We start from the raw sequence: 15,303 nt of genomic DNA on the forward strand, positions 1-15,303 counted from the left end.
AGGGGTTATTTTTCGCCGGTTGCTTCAGGCAACGTCCGTTACTTCACAGCACCAAATGTCAGGCCGCGCACCAGCTGCTTCTGGCTGAACCAGCCCATGATCAGGATGGGGGCGATCGCCAGCGTCGAGGCCGCCGAAAGCTTGGCCCAGAACAGGCCTTGCGGGCTTGAGAACGAACTGATGAAGGCCGTCAGCGGCGCCGCCTCGGTGGTGGTCAGCCGGATGGTCCAGAACGCTTCGTTCCATGCCAGGATGATGTTGAGCAGCATGGTCGAAGCGATGCCCGGCACCGCCATGGGGGTCAGCACATAGATGATCTCGCCCCACAAGGTTGCGCCATCCATGCGTGCGGCTTCGAGGATTTCGCCCGGGATTTCGCGGAAGTAGGTGTAGAGCATCCAGATCACGATCGGCAGGTTGATCAGCATCAGCATGACCATCAGCCCGATGCGGCTGTCGAGCAGGCCGGTGTCGCGGAAGATCAGGTAGATCGGGAACAGCACCGCAACCGCCGGCATCATCTTGGTGGACAGCATCCACATCAAAATGTCCTTGGTCCGCTTGCTCGGCGAGAAAGCCATCGACCAGGCAGCCGGCACGGCGACCAGCAGCGCGAGGATGGTCGAGCCGACCGAGAGCAGCACCGAGTTGAAGAAGAACTTGAAGTAGCCGCTCTGCGCCTGGACCTCGGTATAGCTCTCGAACGTCCCCGACGGAATCAGCGCGAAGCCCTGGATGGCCTCCTGCTCAGACTTGAACGAGGTGATGATCGTATAGAGGATCGGGAAGAAGATCAGCAGCGCGACGATCCAGGCGGCGCCTGTCGCAATGACCTTGTGTTGGGTGGTGACTGCACGTGCCATCGTATCCTCCCTTACTTGTCCAGGTTCTTGCCGACCGCGCGCATGGCGAAGAAGGCGACGATGTTGGCGAGAATGACGGCGATGACACCGCCGGCGGATGCCTGGCCGATTTTGAACTCCAGCAATGCCTTCTGGTAGACGAGGAAGGGCAGGTTGGTGGAGGCGTAGCCGGGGCCGCCATTGGTGGTGACCAGGATTTCGGCATAGACCGACAGCAGGAAGATGGTCTGGATCAGGATGACGACGGTGATGGCGCGCGACATGTGCGGCAACGTCAGATAGATGAAGCGGCTGACGAAGCCGGCGCCGTCCATCTCGGCGGCTTCCTTCTGCTCGCCATCAAGCGACTGCAGCGCAGTCAAAAGGATCAGCGTGGCGAAGGGTAGCCACTGCCAGGCGACGATGATGATGATCGCCATCATCGGATGCTGCCCGAACCAGTCGATCGGTTGAGCCCCGAAGAAGCGCGCAATGTCGGCAAAGACACCGTATTGCGGGTGCATGATCATGTTCTTCCACACAAGCGCCGCGACCGGCGGCATGACGAAGAACGGTGAGATGACGAGGATGCGCACGATCCCCTGTCCCCACATCGGCTGATCGATCAGCAACGCCAGCATGATGCCGCCGATAACGGTGATCAGCAGCACACTGCCCACCAGGACAAGCGTGTTAAGGATCGACTGGAGGAAGGCCGGGTTGGAATAGAACAACGCGTAGTTCGAGAAGCCGACGAACCCATCGCGGATCGGGTTGAGCGGGTTGTACTGCTGGAAGGAGAACCACAAGGTGATGACCAGCGGCACAATCATCCAGACGAACAGCAGCACCACGGATGGCGCCATCATGAAGCGGGCAAGCGAACGGGTCTGCTGAGTAGCCATGACGGTCACCCTTCCAAAGGTCGGTCAGATTTTTAGAGTTGTGCCACAATTCCTGGGATTGTGAAGGCGGCCGCCCGAACTGGGATTCGGGCGGCCGTTGCCAGTCATGATCGACGACCGGCATTCGGCACCGGGAGGAGCCTACTTGATATAACCGCCCTCGGTCATCGTTGCCGTGGCAGCGTCCTGGGCCTGCTTCAGGGCATCGTCGACGCTCGACTGGCCGGCAAGAGCGGCCGAGAAGAGCTGGCCTACAGTGGTGCCGAGACCCTGGAACTCAGGGATGGCGACGAACTGGACGCCGACATACGGCACCGGCTTGACGGTCGGATGCGTCGGATCGGCCGCATTGATCGAGTCCAGCGTCATCTTGGCGAAAGGTGCTGCCTTCTGGTACTCGGCATTGGCATAGAGCGAGGAGCGCGTGCCCGGAGGAACGTTGGCCCAGCCTTCCTTCGAAGCGACGAGTTCGGCATAGTGCTTGCTGGTTGCCCAGGAGACGAACTTCTGAGCTGCGTCTGCCTTCTGCGTGCCGGCGGGAATGGCCAGCGACCAGGCCCACAGCCAGTTGCCGCGCTTGCCGAGACCGTTGTCGGGAGCGAGAGCATAACCGACCTTGTCGGCGACGGTGGAGGCCTTCGGGTCAGAGACGAAAGACGCCGCGACGGTGGCGTCGATCCACATGCCGCACTTGCCCTGCTGGAACAGCGCCAGGTTTTCGTTGAAGCCGTTGGACGAGGCGCCCTCAGGACCGTCGGCCTTCATCAGGTCGACATAGAACTGCAGCGTGTTCTTCCATTCCGGCTGATCGAACTGCGGCTTCCAGTTCTCGTCGAACCAGCGGGCGCCGAAGGAGTTCGACATGGCGGTCAGGAAGGCCATGTTCTCGCCCCAGCCGGCCTTGCCGCGAAGGCAGACGCCGTTCACGCCATTGGCGCGGTCGGTCATCTTGTCGGCGGCCTGCTTGATGAAGTCCCAGGTCGGGGCATCGGGCATGGTCAGCCCTGCCTTCTCCATCAGGTCCTTGCGGTACATGACAAAGGAGCTCTCGCCGTAGAAGGGCGCTGCATAGAGCTTGCCGTCGACCGACAGGCCGCCGGCGATGGCCGGGATGATGTCCTTGGCGTCATAGTCGTCGCCGAGCTTGTCGAGCGGCAGCAGCCAGCTCTGCTTGGCCCAGATCGGAACCTCGTAGGTGCCGATGGTCATCACGTCATACTGGCCACCCTTGGTGGCGATGTCGGTGGTGACACGCTCGCGCAGCACGTTCTCTTCGAGCGTGACCCAGTTGAGCGTGATGTCGGGGTTAGCCTTGGTGAAGTCGTCCGTCAGCTTCTGCATGCGGACCATATCGCCATTGTTGACGGTGGCGATGGTGATGGATTCGGCATGCGCGGCGAAAGCGAAAGCGCTGGCCGACAACAGGCCCAGAGTGAGCGTGCGAAGTTTCATCAAATTCCTCCCATGAACCAAGATGAGCATTTGCCTTGGTGCTGAGCAATTACTCACTTGGCATTAATTATGTCAAGACGGATTCGATGCTGCAGCGCAGCAAGCGCGGGTGCCGCGCGACGCATTTAGAAAGGGATTCAGCGAGGGAAGTGTGGAGCCGTTGGCCGGAGCCAGAGGCGAAGGGGATCAAAAGCCGGCGCGGCTTCGCCGACCGCGAGCCGTGACGGCATGCCTTCCAGGACCTTCGAGGGCTCAGCCGGAAGTCTGCTGCCCGGACAATCGACTCTTCCGCCGACGCAGGATTTTGGCGAGAGCGACGATCAACAACCAGGAGAGGACGAAAAAATACGCATACAAAATGATGAATTCCGTGTCGTGAGCAGTCCCTTGGGTATCCCGACCGAACAACAGCCGATTGATGTCGTAGTCCCTGACAATTTGCCTGATGGTTTGGTACGAGCTGTCGAGCGGATACATGACCAGGTTCCTGAGCCATCGTGGCGCTTGAAACAGGATTACAAATCCAAAAGGCACGGCAATCACGGCTGCCATCGCGACCTGGAACAGTCGCCATTTGAGCATCTCGCCAAGCCTCCCTCTCGCTGAAGCCTTGGCATGGTCTCCTTTGTTCGCAGCTTTTTTGCGGTGCGAAGGCTTTTAGCCGTGGGCCGGGTAGCTTCCGACGGAATATTCGAAAACCCTGCCGTCGCGAATTTGCTTGGCTCTGGTCAGCGTTTCCGTCACCCGGATCCAGTTGGCTTCGTCCTTGCGCAGCCTAACTTCCCGGCCGATTGCCTTTATGGCAGCTTGAAACGGCGTAAATGCTTCGATTGCGTGCGTCGTGCGCACGGCGTTGTTTTCAATTTCTTCGACGCGATAGACTTTCATCAGCCCACTGATCGATCCTGTTGTTAACCTGCAACGGATTGATCCAGTTCAATTGAGTCACCACAAGCACAAGCCTACGCCAGGCAGGTGATATCGACAGCGTTTTTGTCAGGCTTGGTTAACCGGGCGGCCCGGCTGCGCTTGTTGATTCATGAACTCGCGGGTTTGTCGTACGTCTGGCTTGCGTTGCCGATTCACTTCAGAGACTCGCCCGCGAATCACTTTGCCCAGAGCGGTTCACCGCTTCACGGAAACGGCGAACCGCTCTTTCCCTGGAATTGCCCTAGGCGCAGGCGATCTCGGCCAGGATCCAGTCGCGGAAGGCGCGGATCTTCGGCACGTTGCGGCGCGCCGTCGGATAGACCAGCCAATAGGCATGGCCGTCGTCGCCAACCAGGTCGAAGGGCTGGATCAGGCGGCCGGCGGCGAGCTCGGTCTTGAACAGCGCCGTGGTCAGGATCGCCACGCCATGGCCGGCGATCGCCGCATTCGCCTCATAGGCCTGCGCGCCCATGCTGGTGCCCGTGCGATTGGCAAGTTCGTCCGCCGGCACGCCGGCAAGGGCGAACCATTCCCGCCACCAGATGTCGCCGGGATCGAGAATGGGCAGCTTGAACAGGTCGGCCGGTTCGTGGACGCCACCGATAGTGGCAGCGAGCGCCGGGCTGAGCACCGGGGTGAAATCGGCCTTGAACAGAAGGTGGGTTTCCACCCCCGGCCATTTACCGCTGCCGGAGCGGATGGCGATGTCCATGTCCTCGCGGGCGAAATCGACCACCCTGTTGGAGGTATCGACCCGCACCGCCAGCGACGGATGCGAGAGCTGGAAGGAGCCGAGATGCTGCGCCAGCCAGTTCGAGGCGAAGGTCAGCAGCGTCGACACGCAAAGCACGCCATCGGCGCCGCCGCGCGCGGCCGAATAGGCGCTTGAGAGCAGGCTGAACGCCTCGCTGACGGCGGGCGCCAGGCGCTGGCCGGGCTCGGTCAGCACGATCTGGCGCGGCTGGCGCAGGAACAGTGGCGAGCCGATGCGCTCTTCCAGCAGCTTGATCTGATAGCTGGCGGCGGCCTGGGTCATGCCGAGCTCCTCCGCGGCCTTGGTGAAGGATAGGTGCCGCGCGACCGCTTCGAACACCCTGATGGCCTGCAGCGGTGGCAGTTGGGCAAGCTGTGGTGCCTTGAGTTCGGGCATAAGCCCTCCTTATGGGTCATGATCGACGTTTGATTGGAAGCCGGAGCCGATCAGACCGATATCTGGTGTCGAGGATCAATCCAGTTCAAGCATAGCGGAGGCTGAAGATCATGACCACGGTACAGCAAAAGCTCCATTCAACCCCGGCGCAGAGCTGGTTTTCCGTGCTGGCGCACGAATTTTCGGTGCTGGTGAGGCGCAAGCGCAGCTATGTCGACGTCCGGGAATTGTCGCCGCATCTGCAGCGCGACATGGGTTTCCTCGATGGAAACGACGTTTGCGGGCGGCACAAATAGCCGTGCCGATTTTTATCGCCAGCTCATGCGCCGTCGAGCAGGGCCGTGGCGGTCCGCTCGTCGGTGATGAGGCCATTGACCAGCCGCCGGTTCACGGCGGCCAGAATGCCCGGCAATTTGCGCTCGCCCATGGCGAGCGCAATGACCAGCGACTTTTCGCGTGACGGCAAAGCGGCCGACGACACCCGGTCGTTGGTGATGCCCTCGATCATGCGGCCTTCCCGATCGAACACCCAGCCGACGATCTCGGCAACGCCGCCGGCCTTTTGCAGCGCCTTCAATTCACTTTCCGAGATGAAGCCGTCCTCATAGAGCGGCGCCTTCGGGCCGAGATCGCCGATGCCGACAAAGGTGACGTCGGCTTCCGCCGCCAGCGCCAGCGTCGGCTGGATCATCGGCTGGGCAAGCAGCATCTCGCGCTCTTCGGGCGACGAGGCGATAACCGGCAGCGGCATCGGAAACGAGCGCGCCTTGACCCTGTCGGCCATGGTGAAGATGACGTTGTAGAAGGCGGCCGAACCGTCGGGCGAGATGTTGCCGGTCAACGACACCACCTTGTGCTGCGAGCATTCCATCGGCGGCAACTGCTCGATCGCCGCCTTCAGCGTGCGGCCGGTGCCGATGGCCATGACGATCGGCGTCGGCGACCTGAGCCGCCGTTCGATCTCGGCGGCGGCCGCCTCGGCAATGCCGATCGTGGTCGAGGACGAGGTCGGATCGCTCGGCACCACTTCCACCAGATCGAGCGCGAAGCGTGATCGCAACCGCGCGGCAAGGTCGAGGCAATTGGCGATCGGGTGATCGACGCGCACCTTGATCAGCCCTTCCGATACCGCGAGCGACACCAGCCGCTGCGCCGTCTGCCGGGAAATGCCGAGCGTGGTGGCGATCTGGTCCTGCGTGTTGCCGGCAACATAATAGAGCCAGCCGGCGCGCGCTGCCTCGTCCAGCCTGTTGCTGCCGCCATCCTGCCGCGAATTCAAAGTCCGCCTCCCAAGCCCCGCCCCCTTTGGGCGAAGCGCTTTAGTCTTGCAGGGAATGCGTCCGCGCGCAATTGTCTATCGAGAGGGCAATTGCTTGCTGCGCCCGCCCGATTGCAACGCGGCAATCGCCCCAACCAAAATCGCCAGAGAACGGGTTCGGCGGTTTATCTCCCGATACAAACGCTTTAAGGGGATCGGCAAAAGGAGCCTCGCATGACGCCGAAAGCGGTTTTCTGGGATATGGACGGTACGCTGGTCGACAGCGAGCCGCTGCATGAAGCCGCCCTGGTGGCGGCGCTGCGCAGCGTCGGCATCGCGCCACCGGTCGACCTGCATGAGCGGGTGCTGGGCGTCGCCGCCGGACCGGTCTACGAGATGCTGCGCAGCGAGTTCGGCCTCGACCTGCCCTTCGACGACTGGATCGTGCGCAAATACGATCACTACCTGCCAATGGCCGCAACGCTGAAGCCGCGCCCCGGGGCGATCGAGGTGTTCAACGCATTGCGCGCGCTTGGCGTCCAGCAGGCGGTGGTGTCCAATTCCGACCGGGTGATCGTCGACGCCAATCTGAGTGCCGTCGGCCTGATCTATCCCGGCATGCGCACGATCAGCCGCAATGACGTGCGCGAAGGCAAGCCGCACCCAGAACCCTTCCTGCGCGCCGCGTGGCTGGCCAGGGTCGACCCTGCGGACGCGGTGGCTGTCGATGACAGCGTGACCGGCGCCACCTCCGGCCTGGCGGCCGGGATGCGGACGATCTTCTGGCCGGAAGCGCCGATGGCAGGACCGCCGGGCGCAGTCGTGATCAACAGCGCGGAAGAGTTGCGGGCTCAGTTGGGGCTCTGAGGAGATCCCTCCTCCCCGTCACTATACGGGGAGAGGGTGGCTGTGTTGACGGTTTCGCCAATTATCGGCGTTGCGAAATAATCGCTCAGCTCCGGTACACCGGCTCCTCCTCGTCGAGGATCGCCTTGAGCTCGGCAAGATGACGCTCGGCCTGGCCGGGATAGTCGTCCATTTCGCTCGCTGCCTTCTCGGCAATGGCGTCGGACAGTGTGCGCAGCGGACGGCCGGTCCACAGCGCCTTGATGTAGGTCTCGGCGGCGCGCTCGAAATAGAACATGCGGTTGAAGGCGTCGGCGACGGTGTCGCCGATGACCATCACGCCATGATTGCCCATCACCATGACCTTGACCTTGGGATCGGTCAGAAGCTGCGAGCAGCGTTCACCCTCTTCCTCGAAAGCCAACCCGCCATAATGGGCGTCGACGACGTGGCGGTTGAAGAACATCGCCGAGTTCTGGTCGATCGGCGGCAGGGTCGAGTCGGCCAGCGAGGCCAGTACGGTGGCGTGGATGGAATGCACATGCATGGCGCAGCGGGCATGCGGGACATTGCGATGGATGGCGCCATGCAGGCCCCAGGCCGTTGGGTCCGGTGCGTTCGGGCCGGACAGCGTTTCGGGATCGTTGGCGTCGATCAGCAGAAGGTCGCTCGCCTTGATGCGTGAGAAATGCACCTGGTTGGGATTCATCAGGAATTTGGTGCCGTCCTCGTTGACCGACAGCGAGAAATGGTTGGCCACCGCCTCATGCATGTTGAGCCTTGCCGTCCAGCGGAAGGCCGCGGCGAGATCGACGCGCTCTTCGTAGTAGGGAAGGTTGGTCCGCGTTTCCTTCTGCAGGCGGGCGATGCTCATTTGAAACCTCCGTTTTCAGGAGAATGCCGCGCCCGACCCCGGCCAGCAACCGGTAAGTACTGGCTCAGGCCGCCGTGCGAGCCGGTTGCAGCCCGCCATGCTCGACGATGAAGTCGATGACCTCCTGCAGCCCCTTGCCGCGCGAGAGATCCGTAAAGCCGAACGGACGCTTGCCGCGCATGCGGGCGGCATCGCTCTCCATCACATCGAGATTGACGTTCACATAGGGCGCCAGATCGCTCTTGTTGATGACGAGGAAGTCGGAGCGGGTGATCGCCGGCCCGCCCTTGCGCGGGATCTCCTCGCCCTGGCAGACCGAGATGACATAAAGCGTCAGGTCGGCAAGGTCCGGCGAGAAGGTGGCGGCAAGATTGTCGCCACCGGATTCGATGAAGACGATGTCGAGATCCGGGAATTTTTTGTTGAGCCCGGCGATCGCCTGCAGATTGATCGAGGCGTCCTCGCGAATGGCGGTGTGCGGGCAGCCGCCGGTCTCGACGCCGACGATGCGGTCTTCCGGCAGCGCCTGCAGGCGGGCCAGCATCATGGCGTCTTCCTTGGTGTAGATGTCGTTGGTGACGACGGCGATGGAAAAATCGTCGCGCAGCGCCTTGCAGAGCTTTTCCGTCAGCGTCGTCTTGCCGGAGCCGACGGGGCCGCCGATGCCGATGCGAAGGGGGCCGTTGGCCTGGGTCATGCCGAAAACTCCGTGATGGCAAGGATTGCGAAGCTGAGCCCGATCAGCAGGCACAGCGGCGAATAGAGACTGACGTCGAGCCGGGCAAAAGGCTGTTCCGGCGCCAGCCGGCGCCACCAGGGCGTGAAGCCGGCGATGCCGCGGCCGAGGAAAACCAGCCCGATGAGCAGCGCTGTGGCGGCGAGGCCTTCCCTTGGAAAAGGCGAGGCAAAGACACCGGCGAGCGCCAGAGGCCACAGCGTTGCGAGGCACAGGCACGCGGCAACGGCAAAACAGGCAAACGGCGTCGGCATCTCGTCGACGCCGCGAAAGCCGACGACAGCGTGGGCGCAGGAAGCGCCGTCCCTGCCCGGCCAGATGCCGCCAAGGCCCCAATAGGCATGCAGCGCCGTGATCAGCAGCAGGACGGCCGAGAGGGCGAAGGCGAGCGTGGTCATGAGCGGAACAGCCTGGAATATTGCGTCTCGTGCTTCATCGCCATGACGTCGGAGACGAAAGCGCAGCCGCCGAGATCGTCCAATGTCGAGCCGGCCGCCCGCTCGGCCGTCGCCAACGCCAGCGGCTCGAAGCCGGCGAGCAGCACCGTCGCTCCGCTTTGGCCGACGACGCCGAGCCGGATCGCCGCCTGGACGAGGTTGGAGAAGAAGGCCTGCAGGAAGGCGGACAGCGCGTCCTGAAGCGCAATGCCGTTGCCGCCGGCCACTGCGCCGACGGCGACGCAATAGGCGCATTCGGCCGGCAAACGCGCCAGCACGGGATTGGGCCATGCCGACGCTGCCTTGAGAAACGCGGCGCCTTGCAGCATGGTTTCGGTGTGGCGCTCGTGCGAGCCGGCCAGTGCCTCGGCGAGATCGGCAATCTCGGCGAGGTCGCCACCGTCGCGGGCTCGGCGCCAGCTTTCTGCGAACAGCACGGCGTCGTTCCAGCCCGAGCCCATCTCGACCAGCGTCTCCAACCAGCCGGAGAGGCTCTCGCTGTCGGCCACCAACCCGTCCTGCACCGCCCGTTCGAGACCGTGGCTGTAGGCAAATCCGCCGACCGGAAAGGCCGGCGACAGCCACGCCATCAGCCGCAGCAAAGCGATGCCGGATGGCTGGTCAGTCATGGTCGTGATGATGCCCATCATGGGAATGGCTGTGTGAATGGGAATGGGATTCGCTGTGCGAGTGAGAATGCGTCTCGGCGTGGCTGTGTGCATGCGCCTCGGCATGCGCATGGCCGTGATCATGCCCGCCGGAATAGGCGCCGCGCACCGGCTTGAATGGCTCGGCGACGTCGCGCACCGTGGCGCCGAGCCCTTCCAGCATCGCCTTGATGACGTGGTCGCGTAGGATCAGGATGCGGCCTGGCTCGATCGCCGCCGCCAGATGCCGGTTGCCGATATGCCAGGCAAGCTCGGTCAGGTGCACGCCATCGCGGGCGCGGATGTCGTAGACCTCTTCGGGTGCTGCGATGATTTCGACATGGCTGCCGTCTTCCAGCACCAGCCGGTCGCCATCGTTCAGGGTCACAGGCTCGGGCAGGTCGACCAGCACCTTGCTGCCGTCGGCAAGCTCGATGGCACGCCGGCGCAGATGGCGTTCATCATGGGGCAGAACGGCGCGGCCGGATGGCGGTGTGGTTCCTGCATTGCCGGCAGGCAAAACCTGGACGGCGCGCGGGAATTTGGTGAAGTCGGTGTTGAGGTTGAGTTTCATCGCATGGCTCCGCCATTGGCTTGCGCCCGCGCCCTGGCAGACCGCGCCAAGACGCGGTCGAAATAGGCGTTGACGCACTCGGACTCGATCGGGAATTTGCCGGCGCGGGCCCAGTTGCCCATGTCGCCCAACAGCACGTCGACGGCAGAGAACCGGTCGCCGAGAGCAAACGGCCGATCGCCCAGGCGGCGGTCCAGCGCCTTGGTCTCGGAGGCGAAGTCGTAGGCGGCGGCAGGGCCGACATCGACCCGCACTTCCTTCGGCAGCAGGAAGCGATGGCGCACCTTGTTCCACAGCGGCGCCTCGAACTCCGACTGGGCGAAATGCATCCACGAATCCATCTCGGCGCGGCCGGCGAGGCCGGGATTGGCGCCCAAGCCCTTGTCGGCATGCTTGTCGGCGAGATAGACGCAGATCGCCGCCGAATCCGTCACCGTCAACTCGCCGTCGATCAGCACCGGCACCTTGCCCGACGGGTTGAGGGCATAGGCTTCCGGCGAGCGCAATTTGACCTCGACGAATTCATAGGGCTGCCCGAGTTCCTCGAGCATCCAGAGAACGCGGCTGACGCGGGAGCCGCGCGATCCAATGGCCTTGTACATGGTTGAACCTTCTTTCTCCTGGACCGTAGACCATCGCGCCCGCTCAGACGATGGTGTCGAAGAGCCGCAGGATGAACGAGACCTGATAGATCAGCGTGCCGACGACAAAGGCGATGTGGAAGCGCCGGTCCCGCACCAGGATGGCGGCAATGCACAGCACCACGAAAACCGGCGTGCGGAACAGATATTCATTGCCGTAGCGGGCGAAATGCTCGGGCCCTTTCAGCAGCGTGTCGACCACGTCGAGCAGGTAAGTGGTCGCCAGCAGGCCGAAAAACCAGCCGCGGCGCGAATAGAAGAAATCCTCGTAGCTGGTGTAGTCGAGCATCGAATCCGGAAACAGCAAAGCGCAGAGCAGGAACAGCGTGATGGCGTAGAAGATCAGGAACAGGTACTTGCCGAAGGTCCAGACCTCTATGGTGTAAAGGCCGAACTCCCACCACCAGAAATGCACCAGCAGCAACAGCATGGAGGCGACCCAGGCGAGGTGCACGGGGTAGAGCTTGTACTGGCCGGGATGCTGGACAATGCGCGCGAGCCCAGACAAAAGGCGAGTGACGCCAAGCCCGATCACCATGCCCATGACGATACGGATATGCGGGAAGATGTCGTGGGCGGAGACGATTTCGGTGGCCATGACCTGTTACGCGGTTTCTTTGAGCCGCATATTGCGGCGGCACCGACCGGGTCGCAACGGATTTTGCCGGGTCGATCAAATCGCCCCTCTAGCATCAAAACAGAAAGTACCTCTGCGCCATCGGCAGCACAGTTGCAGGCTCGCAAGTCAACAGTTCGCCATCGGCGCGGACCTCATAAGTCTCAGGGTCGACCTCGACATGCGGCGTGGCATTGTTGAGCACCATGGAATGCTTGCCGATGCCGCTGCGGGTATTTTCGACGGCAACGAACTGCTTGTCGACGCCGAGCCGGCCATGCAGGCCAGACTCCAGCGCCGCCTTGGAAACGAAAGTCACAGACGAGTTGGTCCTGGCCTTACCATAGGCGCCGAACATCGGCCGGTAATGCATCGGCTGCGGCGTCGGGATCGAGGCGTTGGGGTCGCCCATAGGGGCGGCGGCGATCATGCCGCCGATCAGCACCATGTCCGGTTTGACACCGAAGAAGGCCGGGTTCCACAGTACGAGATCGGCGCGCTTTCCCACCGCTATCGAGCCTATATCTTTCGACAGGCCATGCGCGATGGCCGGGTTGATGGTGTATTTGGCGATGTAGCGGCGGACGCGGAAATTGTCGTTGTTGCCGGTCTCCTGCGGCAGCGAACCGCGCTGGCGCTTCATCTTGTCGGCGGTCTGCCAGGTGCGGATCGCCACCTCGCCGACGCGGCCCATGGCCTGCGAGTCCGAGGAGATGATCGAGAAGGCGCCGATATCATGCAAAATGTCTTCCGCCGCGATGGTTTCCTTGCGGATGCGGCTTTCGGCAAAGGCGATGTCTTCGGGGATCGACGGCGAAAGATGGTGGCAGACCATCAGCATGTCGAGATGCTCAGCCAGCGTGTTGACGGTGTAGGGCCGGGTCGGGTTGGTCGAAGACGGGATGACGTTGGGCAGGCCGCAGACCTTGATGATGTCAGGCGCATGGCCGCCGCCGGCGCCTTCTGTGTGGAAGGCATGGATGGTGCGGCCCTTGATCGCCGCGACGGTGTTTTCGACAAAGCCGGATTCGTTCAGCGTGTCGGTGTGGATCATCACCTGCACGTCGTAATCGTCGGCGACCGACAGGCAGCAGTCGATGGCCGCCGGCGTCGTGCCCCAGTCCTCATGCAGCTTCAGCGAACAGGCGCCGCCCAACACCATCTCTTCCAGCGCTGCCGGCAGCGAGGCATTGCCCTTGCCGGACAGGCCGATGTTCATCGGAAAGGCGTCGAAGGACTGGATCATCCGCGCCATGTGCCAGGGGCCCGGCGTGCAGGTCGTCGCCAGCGTGCCGTGTGCCGGGCCGGTGCCGCCGCCAAGCATGGTGGTGATGCCCGACATCAGCGCCTCGTCGATCTGCTGCGGGCAGATGAAGTGGATATGCGCGTCGAAGCCGCCGGCTGTGAGGATCTTGCCCTCGCCGGCGATGATTTCCGTGCCGGGTCCGATGATGATGGTGACGCCGTCCTGCGTGTCTGGATTGCCGGCCTTGCCGATGGCCGCGATGCGTCCGTCCCTGAGGCCTATATCGGCCTTGAAGATGCCGGCCGAGGCATCGATCACCAGAGCATTGGTGATGACAGTGTCGACAGCACCGCCGGCGCGCGACACCTGGCTCTGGCCCATGCCGTCGCGGATGACCTTGCCGCCGCCGAATTTCACTTCTTCGCCATGGATGGTGAGGTCCTTTTCGACCTCGATGAACAATTCGGTGTCGGCCAGGCGGACCTTGTCGCCGACCGTCGGACCGTACATCTGCGCATAGGCGGCGCGGGAGATTCTGGCGGGCATATGATGTTCCCCGTTTCTTGGCTATTCGGTCTCGGATTCTTCTTCGGGCCACGGATCGCCGTCTCGCCGGCACACGTAATCCATATGCATGCTGCCCCAGAAGGGATCCCTCGGCAGAGGGTGACCCTCGACAATCAAGTCGAGCCCGCCGCAGGTGTGCATCCCCTCGATACTGCATAGAATGTCGTGAACGGCCCTCCGTCGGGCTTCTTCAATCAGTTGCGCGACGATTTCCCGATTTGAGTCACTAAGCGACAGGAGAAACGCCTTTCGTGATTCCTCCTGCGAATCCAACGGCAAATCGGCATCGTTCGTGCGTTCGGAGTGCCCGGTTTGTCTGATCCGGCCCGCTATGACCTCCGAGCTGGCAAGCTCGACGAATTCGTCGATGAACTTCTGGTAGCGCAAACCGCCTTCCGAATAAGCGTTCATGGCTCTCCCACCAGTCTCGGCCTGGATCGAGACTGCTCGCCGGCCTCGCCCCACATCGTCGCCATCCAATGGTCATGCAATGACCCGCTTGGCGACACCTTCTGATCCCATTTGGCGGTTGAGGTTGCCATGCCACCCCGAACCGACAGTTTGCCAAATCCCTGGCCAAATCGATGGAAGGAAAATCCATGCGCAAAATCATCGTTCTTGCAGCCGCCGCCACGCTGGCGTCCGCGACTATTGCCGGTGCCCAGCAGCAGCCCACGCCGCAACCGAAGCCGGCCGCGCCCAGCGCTCAGCCCGCGGCGCCGGCGATCCAGAAGGTCAACATCGTCGATATCAGCGAATTGCCCCAGGCCACCCAGACGCAGGTCAATCAGGTGATCGCCCAGCGTGGCGATGCCGGCTTGCAGAAACTGCGCTCCTCGATCGACGCGACGCCGCAGATCAAGTCGGCGCTTGAGGCCAAGGGCCTCACCTCCGCACAGGTGGTTGCCGCCAGCATGACCACCGATGGCGCGCTGACCCTGGTCACCAAGAAGGCGAGCTGACCACAAGGCCTGGCGGGTCGGCATCCGGCCCGCCGGCCCTATCGCAGAGGGAACCTTCGCCGGACGGGAGTCGTTTGGCTTCTTTGGCGCCGAACGGCGTTGCGCAGAAAAGCTCGCCAGGAGCGATCTATGCCGACCATTCCCTTTGCCGACGCCAGATGGCTCCAGAGCATTGCGACTTGCGTGTTCCTCGCGGCCTACGTACCGCCTGCCGCGCAGGCCGTTGAAAGCCAGGAGACCCTCAACCGGATCGTCGGCTCCGACGTGCGGCAGGAAGAGGCGCGCACGACGACGGAGACCGGAAAGCTCATCGCCGCGATCGAGCGGACACGTGAAAACATCGGCACAGTGCGCAAGACATCCAAGCTCGACACGGTGAATATCGTCTTCCTCACCGATGCGGCGCGCAGCGAGGGCGGCCCGCCGCCGGCCGTCGAAAGCAAGGTCAGGCAGCATCAGGACGACATCACGGAATTGCGCAAGGAGATCGACGCCAACGCGCTGCTGTTCAATGCCATCGATTCCAGGCGGGTGCTGGCCGAGGACGTTCTCGCCGTCGAATTCGACGGTCCTGCAGGAATCGTCATCTATGCAGCGGCCAGGCCGTCGAACTGATTCCA

Annotated in this window: 20 protein-coding genes; 4 read left to right on the top strand and 16 right to left on the bottom strand. The window is 62.8% G+C overall.

The window, feature by feature from the left end; genetic code table 11:
- Window positions 1–38: 38 nt before the first annotated feature.
- From AC1DYC_RS24925 to AC1DYC_RS24950, 6 genes are all read right to left on the bottom strand, one after another.
- Window positions 39–863, bottom strand: a complete 825-nt coding sequence (locus AC1DYC_RS24925) for a carbohydrate ABC transporter permease (RefSeq protein ID WP_477282942.1) — start codon at window positions 861–863, stop codon at window positions 39–41.
- An 11-nt stretch (window positions 864–874) separates the two neighbouring features.
- Window positions 875–1,747: a carbohydrate ABC transporter permease gene (locus tag AC1DYC_RS24930; RefSeq protein ID WP_477410431.1), complete on the bottom strand. Its 873-nt coding sequence runs from the start codon at window positions 1,745–1,747 to the stop codon at window positions 875–877.
- Window positions 1,748–1,888: 141 nt separating this feature from the next.
- Complete coding sequence (locus AC1DYC_RS24935; RefSeq protein WP_477282938.1) at window positions 1,889–3,199, bottom strand: ABC transporter substrate-binding protein; 1,311 nt, start codon at window positions 3,197–3,199, stop codon at window positions 1,889–1,891.
- A gap of 252 nt (window positions 3,200–3,451) precedes the next feature.
- Window positions 3,452–3,781, bottom strand: a complete 330-nt coding sequence (locus AC1DYC_RS24940; RefSeq protein WP_477410432.1) for a hypothetical protein — start codon at window positions 3,779–3,781, stop codon at window positions 3,452–3,454.
- Between the two features lie 75 nt (window positions 3,782–3,856).
- Entirely contained in the window at window positions 3,857–4,087 is a 231-nt protein-coding gene (locus AC1DYC_RS24945) for a hypothetical protein (protein WP_477410433.1), read from the bottom strand.
- 283 nt (window positions 4,088–4,370) lie between these two features.
- A complete protein-coding gene (locus tag AC1DYC_RS24950; protein ID WP_477410434.1) occupies window positions 4,371–5,279 on the bottom strand; it encodes a LysR substrate-binding domain-containing protein in 909 nt (302 codons plus the stop codon).
- A gap of 110 nt (window positions 5,280–5,389) precedes the next feature.
- On the opposite strand from AC1DYC_RS24950, the gene AC1DYC_RS24955 reads away from it, so the two are divergent.
- Complete coding sequence (locus tag AC1DYC_RS24955; protein WP_477410435.1) at window positions 5,390–5,575, top strand: hypothetical protein; 186 nt, start codon at window positions 5,390–5,392, stop codon at window positions 5,573–5,575.
- Window positions 5,576–5,598: 23 nt separating this feature from the next.
- Here the strand turns inward: AC1DYC_RS24955 and AC1DYC_RS24960 are convergent, their stop codons facing one another.
- A complete protein-coding gene (locus tag AC1DYC_RS24960) occupies window positions 5,599–6,558 on the bottom strand; it encodes a sugar-binding transcriptional regulator (RefSeq protein WP_477410436.1) in 960 nt (319 codons plus the stop codon).
- A 213-nt stretch (window positions 6,559–6,771) separates the two neighbouring features.
- Here AC1DYC_RS24960 and AC1DYC_RS24965 point away from each other — a divergent pair, with 213 nt between their 5' ends.
- Window positions 6,772–7,404 (top strand): HAD family hydrolase, encoded by a 633-nt coding sequence (locus AC1DYC_RS24965; protein WP_477410437.1) that lies wholly within the window; start codon window positions 6,772–6,774, stop codon window positions 7,402–7,404.
- A gap of 85 nt (window positions 7,405–7,489) precedes the next feature.
- Here AC1DYC_RS24965 and AC1DYC_RS24970 read toward each other — a convergent pair whose 3' ends face one another.
- The 9 genes from AC1DYC_RS24970 to AC1DYC_RS25010 all read right to left on the bottom strand — a co-directional run bounded on the left by AC1DYC_RS24970 (window position 7,490) and on the right by AC1DYC_RS25010 (window position 14,132).
- Window positions 7,490–8,257 (bottom strand): class II aldolase and adducin N-terminal domain-containing protein, encoded by a 768-nt coding sequence (locus tag AC1DYC_RS24970; protein ID WP_477410438.1) that lies wholly within the window; start codon window positions 8,255–8,257, stop codon window positions 7,490–7,492.
- Window positions 8,258–8,321: 64 nt separating this feature from the next.
- A complete protein-coding gene (gene ureG, locus AC1DYC_RS24975; RefSeq protein ID WP_477410439.1) occupies window positions 8,322–8,954 on the bottom strand; it encodes an urease accessory protein UreG in 633 nt (210 codons plus the stop codon).
- Window positions 8,951–9,391, bottom strand: coding sequence for a DUF3995 domain-containing protein (locus AC1DYC_RS24980; RefSeq protein ID WP_477410440.1), 441 nt, complete (start codon window positions 9,389–9,391; stop codon window positions 8,951–8,953). The genes ureG and AC1DYC_RS24980 overlap by 4 nt, the downstream gene beginning before the upstream one ends.
- Window positions 9,388–10,059, bottom strand: a complete 672-nt coding sequence (locus tag AC1DYC_RS24985; RefSeq protein WP_477410441.1) for an urease accessory protein UreF — start codon at window positions 10,057–10,059, stop codon at window positions 9,388–9,390. The genes AC1DYC_RS24980 and AC1DYC_RS24985 overlap by 4 nt, the downstream gene beginning before the upstream one ends.
- The gene (locus AC1DYC_RS24990) at window positions 10,052–10,651 is read right to left on the bottom strand and encodes an urease accessory protein UreE (protein WP_477410442.1); all 600 of its coding nucleotides are present in this window, start codon (window positions 10,649–10,651) and stop codon (window positions 10,052–10,054) included. Before AC1DYC_RS24990 ends, AC1DYC_RS24985 begins: the two co-directional genes overlap by 8 nt.
- Window positions 10,648–11,253: a glutathione S-transferase family protein gene (locus AC1DYC_RS24995; protein WP_477410443.1), complete on the bottom strand. Its 606-nt coding sequence runs from the start codon at window positions 11,251–11,253 to the stop codon at window positions 10,648–10,650. Before AC1DYC_RS24995 ends, AC1DYC_RS24990 begins: the two co-directional genes overlap by 4 nt.
- 43 nt (window positions 11,254–11,296) lie before the next feature.
- Entirely contained in the window at window positions 11,297–11,890 is a 594-nt protein-coding gene (locus AC1DYC_RS25000) for a hypothetical protein (RefSeq protein ID WP_477410444.1), read from the bottom strand.
- 94 nt (window positions 11,891–11,984) lie between these two features.
- The gene (gene ureC / locus AC1DYC_RS25005) at window positions 11,985–13,700 is read right to left on the bottom strand and encodes an urease subunit alpha (protein WP_477410445.1); all 1,716 of its coding nucleotides are present in this window, start codon (window positions 13,698–13,700) and stop codon (window positions 11,985–11,987) included.
- 21 nt (window positions 13,701–13,721) lie between these two features.
- Complete coding sequence (locus AC1DYC_RS25010) at window positions 13,722–14,132, bottom strand: DUF6547 family protein (RefSeq protein ID WP_477410446.1); 411 nt, start codon at window positions 14,130–14,132, stop codon at window positions 13,722–13,724.
- A gap of 188 nt (window positions 14,133–14,320) precedes the next feature.
- Here AC1DYC_RS25010 and AC1DYC_RS25015 point away from each other — a divergent pair, with 188 nt between their 5' ends.
- Window positions 14,321–14,683, top strand: a complete 363-nt coding sequence (locus tag AC1DYC_RS25015) for a hypothetical protein (protein WP_477410447.1) — start codon at window positions 14,321–14,323, stop codon at window positions 14,681–14,683.
- Between the two features lie 129 nt (window positions 14,684–14,812).
- Window positions 14,813–15,298 carry a hypothetical protein gene (locus tag AC1DYC_RS25020; RefSeq protein WP_477410448.1) on the top strand — a complete coding sequence of 162 codons (486 nt, stop codon included), beginning with the start codon at window positions 14,813–14,815 and terminating at the stop codon, window positions 15,296–15,298.
- Window positions 15,299–15,303 lie beyond the last annotated feature (5 nt).

It is taken from the genome of Mesorhizobium sp. P2_E7, from assembly GCF_056403855.1.

What these genes read in the sequence shown, in the direction of transcription:
- AC1DYC_RS24925 (WP_477282942.1), bottom strand. Translation starts at nt 863, where the DNA reads ATGGCACGTGCAGTCACCACCCAACACAAGGTCATTGCGACAGGCGCC.
- AC1DYC_RS24930 (WP_477410431.1), bottom strand. Translation starts at nt 1,747, where the DNA reads ATGGCTACTCAGCAGACCCGTTCGCTTGCCCGCTTCATGATGGCGCCA.
- AC1DYC_RS24935 (WP_477282938.1), bottom strand. Translation starts at nt 3,199, where the DNA reads ATGAAACTTCGCACGCTCACTCTGGGCCTGTTGTCGGCCAGCGCTTTC.
- AC1DYC_RS24940 (WP_477410432.1), bottom strand. Translation starts at nt 3,781, where the DNA reads ATGCTCAAATGGCGACTGTTCCAGGTCGCGATGGCAGCCGTGATTGCC.
- AC1DYC_RS24945 (WP_477410433.1), bottom strand. Translation starts at nt 4,087, where the DNA reads ATGAAAGTCTATCGCGTCGAAGAAATTGAAAACAACGCCGTGCGCACG.
- AC1DYC_RS24950 (WP_477410434.1), bottom strand. Translation starts at nt 5,279, where the DNA reads ATGCCCGAACTCAAGGCACCACAGCTTGCCCAACTGCCACCGCTGCAG.
- AC1DYC_RS24955 (WP_477410435.1), top strand. Translation starts at nt 5,390, where the DNA reads ATGACCACGGTACAGCAAAAGCTCCATTCAACCCCGGCGCAGAGCTGG.
- AC1DYC_RS24965 (WP_477410437.1), top strand. Translation starts at nt 6,772, where the DNA reads ATGACGCCGAAAGCGGTTTTCTGGGATATGGACGGTACGCTGGTCGAC.
- AC1DYC_RS24970 (WP_477410438.1), bottom strand. Translation starts at nt 8,257, where the DNA reads ATGAGCATCGCCCGCCTGCAGAAGGAAACGCGGACCAACCTTCCCTAC.
- ureG (WP_477410439.1), bottom strand. Translation starts at nt 8,954, where the DNA reads ATGACCCAGGCCAACGGCCCCCTTCGCATCGGCATCGGCGGCCCCGTC.
- AC1DYC_RS24980 (WP_477410440.1), bottom strand. Translation starts at nt 9,391, where the DNA reads ATGACCACGCTCGCCTTCGCCCTCTCGGCCGTCCTGCTGCTGATCACG.
- AC1DYC_RS24985 (WP_477410441.1), bottom strand. Translation starts at nt 10,059, where the DNA reads ATGACTGACCAGCCATCCGGCATCGCTTTGCTGCGGCTGATGGCGTGG.
- AC1DYC_RS24990 (WP_477410442.1), bottom strand. Translation starts at nt 10,651, where the DNA reads ATGAAACTCAACCTCAACACCGACTTCACCAAATTCCCGCGCGCCGTC.
- AC1DYC_RS24995 (WP_477410443.1), bottom strand. Translation starts at nt 11,253, where the DNA reads ATGTACAAGGCCATTGGATCGCGCGGCTCCCGCGTCAGCCGCGTTCTC.
- AC1DYC_RS25000 (WP_477410444.1), bottom strand. Translation starts at nt 11,890, where the DNA reads ATGGCCACCGAAATCGTCTCCGCCCACGACATCTTCCCGCATATCCGT.
- ureC (WP_477410445.1), bottom strand. Translation starts at nt 13,700, where the DNA reads ATGCCCGCCAGAATCTCCCGCGCCGCCTATGCGCAGATGTACGGTCCG.
- AC1DYC_RS25010 (WP_477410446.1), bottom strand. Translation starts at nt 14,132, where the DNA reads ATGAACGCTTATTCGGAAGGCGGTTTGCGCTACCAGAAGTTCATCGAC.
- AC1DYC_RS25015 (WP_477410447.1), top strand. Translation starts at nt 14,321, where the DNA reads ATGCGCAAAATCATCGTTCTTGCAGCCGCCGCCACGCTGGCGTCCGCG.
- AC1DYC_RS25020 (WP_477410448.1), top strand. Translation starts at nt 14,813, where the DNA reads ATGCCGACCATTCCCTTTGCCGACGCCAGATGGCTCCAGAGCATTGCG.